10 protein-coding genes are annotated in these 12,957 nt (G+C 56.3%); 6 read left to right on the forward strand and 4 right to left on the reverse strand.

Annotated features, from left to right (window positions below; translation table 11 throughout):
* On the reverse strand, positions 1 to 2,972 hold a 2,972-nt coding region (locus tag H5U08_RS02155), incomplete at its 3' end, for a DUF1559 domain-containing protein (RefSeq protein WP_297029640.1).
* A 216-nt stretch (positions 2,973 to 3,188) separates the two neighbouring features.
* Between H5U08_RS02155 and hisD the strand changes: the two genes are divergently transcribed.
* The 3 genes from hisD to hisB all read left to right on the forward strand — a co-directional run bounded on the left by hisD (position 3,189) and on the right by hisB (position 6,403).
* The gene (hisD, locus tag H5U08_RS02160; RefSeq protein ID WP_297029641.1) at positions 3,189 to 4,544 is read left to right on the forward strand and encodes a histidinol dehydrogenase; all 1,356 of its coding nucleotides are present in this window, start codon (positions 3,189 to 3,191) and stop codon (positions 4,542 to 4,544) included.
* A gap of 136 nt (positions 4,545 to 4,680) precedes the next feature.
* Positions 4,681 to 5,769: a histidinol-phosphate transaminase gene (gene hisC / locus H5U08_RS02165; protein ID WP_297029643.1), complete on the forward strand. Its 1,089-nt coding sequence runs from the start codon at positions 4,681 to 4,683 to the stop codon at positions 5,767 to 5,769.
* Positions 5,770 to 5,815: 46 nt separating this feature from the next.
* Positions 5,816 to 6,403: an imidazoleglycerol-phosphate dehydratase HisB gene (hisB, locus tag H5U08_RS02170; RefSeq protein WP_297029645.1), complete on the forward strand. Its 588-nt coding sequence runs from the start codon at positions 5,816 to 5,818 to the stop codon at positions 6,401 to 6,403.
* Positions 6,404 to 6,450: 47 nt separating this feature from the next.
* Here hisB and H5U08_RS02175 read toward each other — a convergent pair whose 3' ends face one another.
* Positions 6,451 to 7,590: an amidohydrolase family protein gene (locus H5U08_RS02175; RefSeq protein ID WP_297029647.1), complete on the reverse strand. Its 1,140-nt coding sequence runs from the start codon at positions 7,588 to 7,590 to the stop codon at positions 6,451 to 6,453.
* A gap of 57 nt (positions 7,591 to 7,647) precedes the next feature.
* Complete coding sequence (locus tag H5U08_RS02180) at positions 7,648 to 7,881, reverse strand: hypothetical protein (RefSeq protein ID WP_297029648.1); 234 nt, start codon at positions 7,879 to 7,881, stop codon at positions 7,648 to 7,650.
* A gap of 625 nt (positions 7,882 to 8,506) precedes the next feature.
* Here H5U08_RS02180 and H5U08_RS02185 point away from each other — a divergent pair.
* Positions 8,507 to 9,337: a GYF domain-containing protein gene (locus H5U08_RS02185; RefSeq protein WP_297029650.1), complete on the forward strand. Its 831-nt coding sequence runs from the start codon at positions 8,507 to 8,509 to the stop codon at positions 9,335 to 9,337.
* Between the two features lie 189 nt (positions 9,338 to 9,526).
* The gene (locus H5U08_RS02190; protein ID WP_297029651.1) at positions 9,527 to 10,426 is read left to right on the forward strand and encodes a sugar phosphate isomerase/epimerase; all 900 of its coding nucleotides are present in this window, start codon (positions 9,527 to 9,529) and stop codon (positions 10,424 to 10,426) included.
* A gap of 40 nt (positions 10,427 to 10,466) precedes the next feature.
* On the opposite strand, the gene H5U08_RS02195 is transcribed toward H5U08_RS02190, so the two are convergent.
* Positions 10,467 to 11,162, reverse strand: coding sequence for an RluA family pseudouridine synthase (locus H5U08_RS02195; protein ID WP_297029652.1), 696 nt, complete (start codon positions 11,160 to 11,162; stop codon positions 10,467 to 10,469).
* Positions 11,163 to 11,727: 565 nt separating this feature from the next.
* Between H5U08_RS02195 and H5U08_RS02200 the strand changes: the two genes are divergently transcribed.
* On the forward strand, positions 11,728 to 12,957 hold a 1,230-nt coding region (locus tag H5U08_RS02200), incomplete at its 3' end, for a CehA/McbA family metallohydrolase (RefSeq protein ID WP_297029654.1).

Raw genomic sequence — 12,957 nt, forward strand, 5'->3', positions numbered from 1 at the left:
TTGAGTGCCGCTACTATCTCGATAAACGGAGTCGGCTCATAGTAATTCAGCGAAATAACCTCCCGGAGGGCTGAGTTTTCCTCAGCCGCTTCCGGAAGCCATCGCGGCGGATGGTGTTCTTCAAGCCAATTCCGGATCGTGAGAACACCAATAAAAGGACCCTGGAGAATCTTTTCGTTATTATTCGACACGTATTTTACCGCGTCACCTGGCGATCCTGGTGCGTCATCCAACGTTGCGATGATCGTTTGCAGCAACTTGTCCGAAACATGCTCAGGAAGACGCGGAATTCTGTAGGTCACAACCTTGCTGACCCTTTCCGGACGGCACAACACAACGAGACGACCGCAGGGAAGCACGGTCCAGCCGCGCTGGGCCGCGATTTCTTCGAGGATCTGTTGGATCGTCTTTTTTCCCGGTTGGATCGCTACGGTTTTCAGATCGGGAGCGTTCTCCCAGAGGAGGGACTCCGGGTCCACGGAAATGGGCAGGGAACTCCACTCGGTCAGGCGAGCAAGCGCAAGACCCAGAGGAACCTCCGGCCAGGATTCGATGTGCAACTGGAGCTGCAGTCCAGCAGTGGAGGCCTTTCCGGCATCAGCAGCCGGCGGCGAGTTCTGGCCACAGGGTGTTGCCCCTGGCCAATGCTGTGCCGCACGAGGTGGACTTTCACGGCCCGGTGTGCCCGATTCTTGTGGGACGATGGGCTGACCGGCAGAAAGTTTACCGGGCCACGCGGGAGCGACGGCCTCGAGGTTCACAGCTTCTCCCCCCGCAATGGTGGCAAGTTGTTCCAGGACGCGAGGATCAACATCGCGGCGAATAAATCGCACACAACCGTCGGCCATCACCGCAAGCATGCCACCGGGCAAGGCGGAACCGAAACCGTCAGGTCCTTTCACATACGGAGGCTTCGTCAGTCCTCTGGCCGTGGCTCTCCCGCCAGCAGCCCATGGTCCGAGCTGGTCCTCTACCGGGAGAAGGGCCAGCGTGTTGGACAGCCCATCCTTTACATCTTCCCTTTTGATCGACTGACGAAAGTTGAAAAGGCCTGCCCGTGGGCTGGAAGCAGGGAGATTCCCGGAATCGGGCCCCACCCCAGTCACACCGACGAGGTGGGTGTCGTAGTATCCCGGAACATGCTGTGTTGCGCCAAGCAACGGGTTGGTCACCTCTGGAAGAAACCGTTGGGTCACCGGTTGATTTTGCGGCGCATTCCACGAATAGCCGGGTTGAAGACCTTTTGACCATTCAGGGTAACCAAGGTAGGGAAGGAGTTCCGAAATCCAGCTCAGCCGTGTTTCAGGGGGCAAAAGATCCCCGCCGATCGCAGCCCGTGGAAAACTCGTCTGGCGTTCGACGTATTGATTGAGGCTCCTGCCAAATTTTTCCGCGTGCACGAAGGACTGGACTGCGGCAAGGGCAAGCCAGAGCCGTGCAAAGGCCTCGCCGGTCGCCTCGACATTTTGAAGGGGGCTGGGCTGTTCGGCGGGAGACCACTCAATCGCCACTGCTGTGTCCTTCGCGGAAACGGCCGTGCGTTCAAAACTCGAGCTCACTCTGTTGATTGTGGGCGACCACGCCTCCGCGGTCATTCCCGTGGGCGACATTTTTGCAAGCAGATTTTCATCCTTTTCAAGGGTTTTCAGTTGTTCCAGGCCCTCAAGCCGTAGTTTTTCCAGTTGATCGTGGAGCGATGCGGCATCTTCCTTTTGGCGACATGACAAAAGCAAGGTCAACCTGATCTGATCGCCGGAGAGGGACCAACCGGCACAGAATGTGTCGCTCCTCTGTTGCAGAGTTTCCAGCAATCTCACCAGTTCTGGAAAACCCGCCAACCATTTGGCCCCGAAGACAGAATAAACGCTGTGAGCCTCTCCGAGGAAAAACACCTGGAACCGCCGGGCGTCGTTCAGGATGTTTGCCAGTGGATGTTGCGAATTTTTACCGGAGTTTTCGCCGGTTGTGTGTTGCCTTAAAAGCCGATCCAGGAAATCAACGTTGCCCACCAGTAGGGTGTGGGAGTCCAGGACGGCTAAAGCGAGGTCCAGTGAGGGATCAGGGTGGCGGCGCAGCGCTACATCGGCGTAACGCGCGAGTTCCTGTCCAAATTGATTAAGCGAATCAGCCTGCTGGTCGGGCGTCAGTTCGAAAATACAGGCGCGGGGTTTCCTCCATTTGCCAAACACCAGGTGCGCGGCGAGGCTTTCCGTTTTCAAACCCATCGCTCGTTGACATTCGGCCGCAAACGTCCGATAGGCGTCCAGGTCGAGCGGCACCACAAGAAATCGCAGAAATGGATCGGCCGGTGGAACTTTATCATCCACCCCGAAGATTTCCGTGATGTCCTCACCGGCTGCCTCCAGGATCCACTGGCCTGGGGGCATATTCTTACCTTCTTGAACTTCCTTGACAGGCACAGGCTCACGCTGTTCCGCCGGAACCAGCGGCGGTTGGACCGGTCCAGGCGTTTTTGGACCGAGAGATCGCAGGTAAATGACTATGGTGGAGGCTGCGAGCACTAAAAATCCCACCACCACGATCCACTTGCGACGGGCCCAGACCCCTCCGTGTTTGGGCGTTCCCTCGTTCGCCTGCCCGGTGTCGGACGATGGTAATACGCTTGATTCTCTGCGTGTTTTTTCGCCCTCCGCCGTCGGGCTTTCCGACGCACCATTCGGCGGTGTTTGGAGTTCCGCTGCCACCGTGCCCGTAGTTTGAGAAGCCGTCTTTTCCGAGGGGAAGCCACTTCTAGGGCTTTCCTCGAGCGGATTTTCCGCTCCGTGTTCCTCCTTCGAAAGGTCCGCGGGACTGCCCGTTGGCGACGGTGGTTGCCAGCCCGGCGGAGGCGTCACCTGAACCAAACTGCCGCACTTGGGGCACGGCCAAATTCCTCCGACGGCCTCAAGGCGTCGGACACGGAGCCTCGCCAGGCACGTAGGACATTCGATTGTGAAAAGACTCTCACCCACCGGCCGACCTGCTCGAGAAGTTCGCGACGGAATTGACGCTCCCACTCATTACGGGCAATACTATCTGAACCTAGCACACGCCTGGAGGCAAGGGAGTGCCCATTGTCAAGTTTTTCGCGCGGAATACGCTGGAATCATATTGGGTTGAACAACCGCCAAGAAAGATTCTGGGGAACCTCTCGAACTTTACATTAACATTGCAGGAGAACCGTTTGAATGCTCAACATCCCGTGGGTGGATTGCCGGTCGGAGGATCCGTCTCACTTACTGACCTCCCTGCGTCGAAAACTGGGCGTTCAGGGAGACATAGTCAGTCCTGCCTCTCGTGCCAAAACGAAAGAAGTTTTTGGGGAAGAGTTGACACCCAGCCAGGTCGTGGAACGCATCTGCCGTGATGTCCAGAATCGCGGTCTCGCTGCTGTGCTCGACTATTCCGTGAGAATTGACAACGTTGCATTAGATGGGGAGAGCATCCGCGTACCGGCCAGCGAGCTAGAAAAGGCCCATCGCGATGCCGATCCCGATTTTCTCGCCGCGGTTCGTCGCATCCGTGCCAACATTGAGCGCTATCAGAAAGCTATCCTCCACCGAGATGTCCTTGTCGAAACCGTCGGGGGATTTCTTAAAGAGCGTTACCGTCCGGTCAGGCGGGTGGCGGTCTGCGTTCCCGGCGGAGCAGCCGCCTATCCATCCACGCTGCTGATGACCGTGGTCCCAGCTCAATGCGCCGGGGTGAAGGAGATAGCCGTCCTCGTCCCGCCAACCAAATTCGGCGCCTACAACCCCGACATTTTGGCAACCTGTTTCGAACTGGGTGTCCATGAAGTGTATCGTTTAGGAGGAGCCCACGGCGTCGCCGCGCTGGCCTACGGAACTGAGTCCACACCGAAGGTCGATAAGATCGTGGGACCGGGCAATTTGTTCGTGGCTCTCGCAAAAAAATATGTGTTCGGGGAGGTGGACATCGACTCTATTGCCGGTCCCAGCGAGGTGGTCGTCATTGTGGACAGTACCGCCACGCCCGAGTTTGTGGCTTTTGATCTCATGGCCCAGGCTGAACATTCGCCAGGCTCGAGTGTCCTTATCGGATGGGAAGAAAAAATTCTTCGCGAGACATTGCGCATCCTCGACTCTCGCCTGCAGGACATGGAACGCGGTGACCTTGCGCGATCAGCCCTGGAGGAATTTGGTGCCGTTATCCTTGCAAAAAACGCCGAGCAAGCCTGCGAGTTGACTGATGAAATTGCACCGGAGCACGTCCATGTGGCGACTGCAAATCCGGAAGCCCTTGCCGAGAGGATTGATAACGCGGGCGCGATCTTCCTGGGACATTTCACGCCGGTAGCACTGGGTGATTACGCGGCCGGACCGTCCCATGTGCTTCCCACGGGGGGGACAGCCCGATTTGCCGGTCCGCTGTCCGCCAACGACTTTCTCCACGCAACGAGCGTCCTCCAGTTTACTCAGGAAGGGCTGGAGCACCTTGCTGAGGATGTGATCATGCTCGCTCGCAGGGAGGGACTCACGGCTCACCTGGCGAGCGTGGAAGTAAGGCGGAGGCGGAATAACTGAGTCCGCAACCGGAAGAAAATTTAATCGACCAGGGACTCGTCTCGGCTATTGACGTTCTTCGGCGGAAAAGATGCCTTATAGGTTGACATGATGTTCACATGGTAACTCTCGCGTGAATTTATTTCGAGAGCGATCTATGTCGAAAAGCGCTGCTGATTTTATCCGCAAGAATATTCTTGAAATGGCGGGATATGTTCCAGGCGAGCAGCCCCAGGAAGCGGGTTACGTCAAGCTCAATACGAACGAGAACCCGTATCCGCCCTCGCCGGCCGTTGGGGATGCCATTGCTCAGGCATTCCGCCGCGGGCTGCAGAGGTACCCGGATCCATTAGCGACAGCATTCCGGGTAGAGGCGGCCAGGCTTCTGGGTGTGGAACCGGACTGGATCCTCACCGGGAACGGCAGCGACGATATTCTGACGATCGTCACAAGGGCTTTTGTGGGAGAAGGCGACTTTATTCGACTGGCCTATCCCAGCTACATTCTCTATCGAGTTCTGGCACAGCTTCAAAATGGTGCCTGGGAAGAAGTCTTTTTTCAGAGTGATTGGACCCTGAGTGACGACTTTCTGGTGTCTCATCCGCGATTGAAATTGATATTTCTGGCAAATCCGAACAGTCCGTCAGGAACGATGATCCCGCCGGCTGTGATCTCCAGGTGGATTGAACAGCTCCCATGCCCTATCCTCATAGATGAGGCGTATGTCGATTTTGCCGCCGAGAGCTGCGTCGATCTGGTGAAACTCAGCGATCGCGTGATGGTTTCCCGGAGCCTCAGTAAATCGTACGCACTGGCGGGCCTGCGCTTCGGCTATCTGGTCGCGCAACCGCATATCATTGAACAACTCCGCAAGGTAAAGGACTCGTACAATTGCGACGCCCTCTCGATCGCGGGAGCAACGGCTGCCATTCAGGATCAGGATTGGCTGCGGGAGACCACCCGAAAGGTTATCCAAACCCGCAAACGTATGGCAGAGCAATTGCGTGGTTTGGGATTTGACGTGGTACCGTCTCAGGCAAACTTCGTCTGGTGCACAAGGAAAGACAGGCCGGTGAAACCGATCTATGAAGAGCTCAAAAAACGAAAGGTTCTCGTACGTTACATGGACTACCCAGGTTGGGGCGATGGGCTGCGGATATCGGTGGGAACTGATAGTGAAGTAGACTGTCTGCTGGAACGCTTACAGGAAATCTTAGCTGAAAAAGTAAAAGAAGAGGTAGGCTAACGAACCGGCCTCCCGAGGACGGCTGAAGCACGGGAGATACAGATTCATGGAGAGAACCGCCGAAATCACTCGGAACACCCTCGAAACAAACATTACCGTACGCGTTTGTTTGGACGGCCAGGGTCACGCCGATATTGAGACCGGCATCGGATTCTTTGATCACATGCTCCACCTGCTGGCTCGTCATTCGACCATCGACATGTATATTCGATGCCACGGGGATCTCCACGTCGATCAGCACCACAGTGTGGAAGATGTTGGGCTTGCGCTGGGGCAGGCTGTTGCACAGGCTCTGGGAGATAAAAGCGGCATTCGTCGCTACGGCCATTGCACACTCCCAATGGACGAGACCCTTGTCACGGCTGCGATCGATTTGAGTGGTCGCCCCTACCTCGTTTATAACGTACCAATTTCTCAGCCGTTTATCGGGCAATTTCAAAGTGAACTGATCCGCGAATTCTTCCAGGCCTTCGCGAATCAGGCGGGAGCCAACGTCCACCTGCTGCTCCATTACGGAACGAACAGCCATCACATTGCCGAAGCCACATTCAAGGCCTTTGCCCGGGCGCTCCGCATGGCCGTGGAAAAAGATCCCCGAGGGTCCGGCATTCCGAGTACCAAAGGAACGTTATAGAACGCGTAGTGCAACTCCCCGAGTTTGCGGCTTCCCATCCGCAAGGATTACTTTTGTGTAACCCAAGGGGCTGAGCGAAGATTCTGCTTTTTCTCTTCCACCCGAAAGACCCGCCGGGCATTTTCATGCATGATCGGGTCAACGAGCTGAAGGGCGTCGTCGAGGCTCAGCCAGCCTTCTTCCACCAGTTCGCAAAGCGCCAGGGCAATCCCCTGTCGGGCGATAAGGGCATGACCAAGGACAGGCTCGACCGGGCGGTAGTCCCCACCAAACGTGAAAATTTTATTAGCGGGCACCGTCACGAGGAATTTCTTCAGAAAGTCTTTCGCAGCCACCGGGTTGATGATCCAACTCCAACACATGTCCACGTAGGCGTTTGTGTAGTGTTTGGCTACGCTGATGAGTTCCTCGTAATAGGGGTAACAAATATGCATGAAGACGAACGTCGTCTCCGGCGATAGACGGCAAAGATCGCATGCAGCGCCGGCATTGTGGAGAAGTCGTGAAAGTGGCATGTAATTGTCACCCGCATAATACCCTGTATGGAGCTTCACAGGAAGATGGTTTTCCGTCGCTTTTTGAACGGCGTACCAGAAAAGGTGATCTTCCAGGGCTTTTTGTTCCTCTGGAGTGAGCGCCTCACCACGAAGGCGTTTCGCAAAGATGGGTTCCGCCCGCTCTTGAGGAACTTTTTCGTAATCGATGTTCCGACTGTACGCATTTTGCGACTTGACGGCCACTGCATAACGCGAATAACGATCGAACCACCAGTCGATGACTCGATACCAGTCACTCAAAGTTGTGACCTGGATGCCCGTTGGTGATCCAAATGCCCGTAAGTTGGGGCCCGCAAACATTCCCACGATACTGATGTCCTGAAGCAGCAGGAGGGGCTGGCGCGACTCGTGGAACGTTCCGGTGTTGACCTGACAGGAGTCAATCTTCGCAAGATCGCACAAAATGTGTTGATAGAAACCGGGGCGCCGTGTGCTTTCAAACTTTTCGGGAAGCTGGAGGACGGTTTTCTCGGATAGATCCTCGATCCCGTAGAGTTCTTTCATGGCGATCCGCACGGCCAAACCATAGCCGGTATTGCGTACAGCCTGCCAGTAAGGAGCGAGAATACGCCACTTTTCTTCCGGTGATCCCGGCTTTTGGAAAAAGGAATCGTATTCCGCCCGGGTCATTCCTGCGGAACGGAAATCCGAATCAAGATAATGCTGCAGAATGACTGTCCATTGCTCCTACGTCTTACCGCCCGGTCCGCGCAGAACGTCCTGTTCGTCGGGAAGATGTTCATGGCTATCAATGAGAGGAGTCTCCCAGACCTTGGTGAATATTGTTCGCCGAATGTCACTGGCCCCTGGCATTGGGGGAACGTCCACGGTCGGCATTTCGGCGGACGTGGTCCCCAGCATACCCATGGTCCCGAGGGATCCCAATACTTTCAGTGTTTCCCGGCGTGTAAAGTGAGTCATGACGTATCCTCCCTATCTTTGTACGATGAGATCCATTTATCTCCTCGCCCGCAGAGATTGTAGCAGGTGAGGGACGACCTCGGTAGTTACATTCGAGTTGATCCGCGGTACAAGTAGCCGTCGGCTGAGAAGTTGCGTCTTGTCAGCGAAAACTAACTGACTTGCGTGAAATGGCAGTCAAGCAGGTATGCGACCTTGTTGGACAATCTCCAAGGGTGTTCAAGAAGACCCTGGCATGGCCCCTGGTAATTCGCCTTGTCTCACCTGAGCGAGGCTTAAGGCCATTCATAGATCGCCCATAGAGTGCACGGTAATATGGCCAAAGTGGTCGGATTCGGGGCAATTCAAGAATTCCCCTCACTGCCCGGTATTGGCCGTGGGTGTCGCAACGAAGGCAATAGCACACGACGTCGCCCTTTTTGGACCATCCCGATAAGAATCTGGGTTCTTGCTCGTTCCCTGGGGGATCATCCGTTTGCCCTGGGGATCAGCTTGCCGCCAGTGAGAGCGTCGTACCGCGAACCCTCTGACTTTATAATGAAAATAGGGCACGGCCGTTCGCCTCGTCGGGTACTGCAGCTGATGCCGCGTTGGTGACGGCTGGAAACCGAGCAGGGTTAGTGACATGGGAATTCGCTTTTACTGCCCTAACGGCCATAAGCTGCACGTCAAGGCTTTTCAAGCCGGCATGCGCGGTATTTGTCCCTATTGCGGGGCCAAGGTCCAGATTCCTCTTCACAGCACCCGGCCGAGCACGAAGGAATTAAAGGCCCAAAGGATGGCACAGCGCCGTGCCCTGCAAACGTCCGCCGATTCGAAGGCTCCCTCTTCCCCGTCTGAACAGCAGGTCCCGGACCAGACCTCTCCTTTTCCTCCTGAGACCGATTCTGCGCCGGCAACTCCTTTTGAAAACCTGACAGACTTTCTGGAACCCACACCCGCGGAAAACGCCCCGGAGCCGTTCGGTGGATTCCGCGCCATGCCGACGCCACTTGACGCATCGCTGAGAGGCTCGCCGGAGCCGGCAGGAGCGTCGGAGGCAGTGCCTGGAAGTGGGCCGGAACCGCCTCTTTTAATGACCGAGAAACCTGTGGCAGATCCTCTCTCAGATCCAGACGTGGCCTGGTATGTGCGTCCGCCAGCCGGGGGCCAGTACGGACCGGCTGCGCCCGAAGTTATTCGAGTGTGGATCACGGAGGGAAGGATCACACCCGATACGCTCGTGTGGAGAGAAGGCTGGCGGGATTGGCGGGAAGCACGGGAAGTCTTTCCCTCTCTGGGTGGGGCGGAGTTCCCGCATGTAGCCCCGGAAGAGTTGCCCGAGATGCGCTTCATCCGCGCGGCCGAGCGGCCTCGGCGAACGCAAACTTTGGCCATCGCCGTTGGTATTCTGGCGGCCCTTGTTTTGGCGGGAGTTGCCGTTTGGTTTTTCCTTCAACCTTCGGGCAGCCAGTAAGCCGGACGTCCAGTTGATCGCAAACCGAGAAAAGCGTTTCTGTCCTGATCGTCTGCAAAAGGTCTCTTCTTGACGTTTGCCTTCCGCAGGTGATAATGACGGCATTACTTCTGTGGTGTAATGATTTTCATAAAACGCTTTTGTTCATCGCAAAAGGTGGACGTGAGAATCCACGTGGGAGGAACTGAGATGGATCATCGACCTTTGTTACCGCGTCGGGGGTTTCTCCAGCAATCTGGCGCTGCGCTGGCGGCGTTAGCGGGGGTGGGGCTCGCGGGAGCACAAACGGCCTCAGGTTTTGAGAGTGCTCGTGCAGAAGGGAAGAAGCCCTCCTTTCGGCTGGCGCTGGCTTCCTACACCCTGAGAGAATTTCCGTTATCGCAAGCGCTGGAGATGACCAAGCGATTGGGCTTGAAGCATATATGCCTCAAGTCGTTCCATCTTCCGCTTGACGCGTCGCCCGAACAAATCAACGAAGCCAAGAAGCTGGTCGCGGATGCAGGAATTGATCTCTACGCTGGCGGCGTTATCACGATGACGAACGAGCAGGAGGTCGTCCAGGCGTTCGATTACGCCAGGCAGGCGGGAATGAGGATAATTGTGGCGTCCCCCCATCCGCCAATCCTTCCTCTGGTTGAGAAGAAAGTTCAGGAGACATCCATCGCGGTGGCGATCCACAATCATGGGCCGGGCGACAAATTCTTCCCGACCCCCGAGAGCGTGTATGAACGGGTCAAAGGTCTCGATCCGCGGATCGGGCTGTGCATGGACATCGGACACACCGCCCGAATCGGAGCAGATCCGATCGCCGACGCGCGGCGTTTTGCGGACCGACTTCTGGACGTCCACATGAAAGATATCGATGTGGCGTCGCCCGCCGGAAAGTGCGTCGAGTGCGGCCGGGGTGTGCTTGATCTTCCCGGCTTCCTGCGGGCACTCATCGATATTGGATATGGCGGTATGGTATCCTTCGAGTACGAAAAGGATCCAAACGATCCCCTGCCGGGACTGGCGGAATCGGTCGGCTACGTCCGGGGAGTTCTGGACACCCTCCTGGGTATCCACGATAGGAGTATTCAGCTCGGTTAAACCAAGGCCAGGCAGTCGCCATCGCCAGCCGCTCCCCGATTCACGCTCGATCCGCCGCCACGCTTTTCAGGGCGGTTGACCTCCAGTACGACGGTATCGGGGCCTCTACCGTTTTTGGTGTTTTTTCCACAGGGTGGAGAAATGTAATCTCCTTCGCGTGGAGAGCAATTCCTGCCGGGAAAGGGGTTTTTGCACCATATTTCCGGTCACCCAATATAGGATGGCCGCAGGAACTGAGCTGGATGCGGATTTGATGCTTCCGCCCGGTCTTGGGAGCCAGTTCCAGCAGGCTGCAGTTGTGGGAGGTCTCGAGAAGCCGGTAAGAAAGGACAGCCTCTTCTGCGTCCGGGTCTTTCGCATGCGTGATGTGGACGCGGCGAAAGCGAGGATCATGCTTGATCCAGTGCTGAAGCGTGCCCTCTGCCTTCGGCCACCTGCCTTCCACGACTGCCCAATAGATCTTGGACACCGTCCGCCGACGAAACTGTTCTGCCAGGCGGGCGGCGGCTTTGGACGTTTTCGCCAAAAGAACCGCTCCCGTAACGGGCGTGTCCAGGCGACTCACGATCCCGAGGAACACATTGCCGGGCTTCGCGTCCCGCTCCTTGATCATTTTTTTGAGCCACGTGAGAAGCGTTTCCTGGCCCTCGGGAAGTCCCATGGTCACCCAGCCTGCCGGTTTGTTGACCACCAGAACATGACGATCTTCATACAGGATGGTTGGTTCGAGTCTCATCCGAATCCATGACACACGGCAAAAGTGCGATATACGACGGGCGGGCATCCTATGCGAGGATTGACAGCCCCGCTCTTTCCTCTTTCTAGAATGACCGTTCTGAGTTTTTCAAGTGGTCCGATCGTTGTTCCCCCCGGACTTTTCCACTGGTACCAGACGTGGACCGCGACGAGGCCTTGTGCAAAAAAGGGATTTCGCCCGGAGGGCCCCGCTAGTCGATTTCACTTGCCAAGCTTAGACAATCCACGTCACCGGCCGGGCGCCAACTCTTCCGATCAGTTGCCGTTTAGAGGGTAAGGGCCATTCTTGACCTGCCCTTCCAAGACACGGAGTCTTCGCCCTCTCGCAAGTCTTGAAGAAGGGGTATGGGGCAGATCGGAATGCGACACCGCTATCGCGCCAGCAATCGGGCCCGAAATGCACCCGTCTTTCCCCTGAGGGAGCAAACCTCTGAGACTGTGTTCCAAAATATTGTCCGTGTTCTGAGGTGTAAGTATACTCAAAACGCGAAAATTGGCTTGGGTGGTACGCAAAACATCTGTATGATTAACAGGAAGGAAAATTTATGAAGGCTTTTTCCACGTGTTGTGTTGTTACTTTTCTCGTGGCCGTTGGACAATGGGTGGCTACTGGCATTGCCTTCGCGGAGCAGGCCTCGCCCCCGCCTGTGGCTGTGCTTAAAGTGCAGAGCCCTCAGCCAGGCGCAGTGGTATCGGGGAATTTGGTGATCCGTGTCGAGGTTGAACAACCCACCGGCGCATCACTTCCAAAGAGGATGTTCGCCGGTTTTGGGGGCCCACCGTGGGCAGAATTGAAAAAAGAGAATGGTGTCTGGGTAGGTGAAATCGATACGACACTCGTTCCCAATGGATCACAGAACCTCCGGATCGTGACTGAAAATCGGCGGGTGACAGCTACCGTTGGGGTGACGCTCAACAATCCGTTACGAGTGTGGTTTGCTGATTTACACAGTCATACGTCGTATTCGGATGGAACGTACTTTCCGGCCGACGCATACAGTTATGCCCGAGATGTCGCCAAGCTGGACGTCTTCTCCCTCACCGACCATCTCGAATCACTGGACGAGAACGAGTGGACCGACATTCAAGAGGTGGCATGGGAGGCCAACGAGCTGGGAAAATTCACCGCGCTCATCGGGTTGGAATGGACGAAGCAGTGGGGACATCTGTGCATCTATAATCCGCCGACTTTTCGCTGGCCAAGCGATCCGGAGGCGTTTTACCGTGCCGCGGCAGAAGCCAATGTCGTGCTCAAATTCAATCATCCTGGTGACGGAACCAAGTCCCACGGCGGTCTGGCCTATTCCGAACTGGGCGATAAGGTGGTGCAACTGATAGAAGTGCGAAACCCCGACGAGGAAAAGGCTTTTCGGCGGGCCCTTCGACTGGGCTGGCACTTGGCACCGGACGGCTCCACCGACACCCATTCGCCCAATTGGGGGAATGTGCGAACCTGGACGGGCATTCTGGCTCCCGGTTTGTCGGTGCGCAATATTCTCGATGCCCTGGCGAACCGCCGTTGTTTTTCCACAGGAGATCGAAATTGCACCATATACTTCGAAGTCAACGGCTTGCCTATGGGCACAATTCGCAGCCTGCCTGTGGAAAAGGTTGATGTCTCGCTGGTGATCTCGGACCCGGATGAAACTGACAGTATCGCGAAGGTAGAGCTGTACGTGGACGACGAGGTCGCGGAGAGCTTCGAACCGAAACAGCCAAACGTGAGATGGCGAAAAGAACTTTCGCTGTCGCCCGGACCGCACTACCTGTGGGCC

Source organism: Thermogutta sp., assembly GCF_014359955.1.
Taxonomy (GTDB): domain Bacteria; phylum Planctomycetota; class Planctomycetia; order Pirellulales; family Thermoguttaceae; genus Thermogutta.

Excerpts from the sequence above, each read along its gene's own strand:
- hisD (WP_297029641.1), top strand. The coding sequence starts at position 3,189 with ATGCTCAACATCCCGTGGGTGGATTGCCGGTCGGAGGATCCGTCTCAC.
- hisC (WP_297029643.1), top strand. The coding sequence starts at position 4,681 with ATGTCGAAAAGCGCTGCTGATTTTATCCGCAAGAATATTCTTGAAATG.
- hisB (WP_297029645.1), top strand. The coding sequence starts at position 5,816 with ATGGAGAGAACCGCCGAAATCACTCGGAACACCCTCGAAACAAACATT.
- H5U08_RS02175 (WP_297029647.1), bottom strand. The coding sequence starts at position 7,590 with ATGACCCGGGCGGAATACGATTCCTTTTTCCAAAAGCCGGGATCACCG.
- H5U08_RS02180 (WP_297029648.1), bottom strand. The coding sequence starts at position 7,881 with ATGACTCACTTTACACGCCGGGAAACACTGAAAGTATTGGGATCCCTC.
- H5U08_RS02185 (WP_297029650.1), top strand. The coding sequence starts at position 8,507 with ATGGGAATTCGCTTTTACTGCCCTAACGGCCATAAGCTGCACGTCAAG.
- H5U08_RS02190 (WP_297029651.1), top strand. The coding sequence starts at position 9,527 with ATGGATCATCGACCTTTGTTACCGCGTCGGGGGTTTCTCCAGCAATCT.
- H5U08_RS02195 (WP_297029652.1), bottom strand. The coding sequence starts at position 11,162 with ATGAGACTCGAACCAACCATCCTGTATGAAGATCGTCATGTTCTGGTG.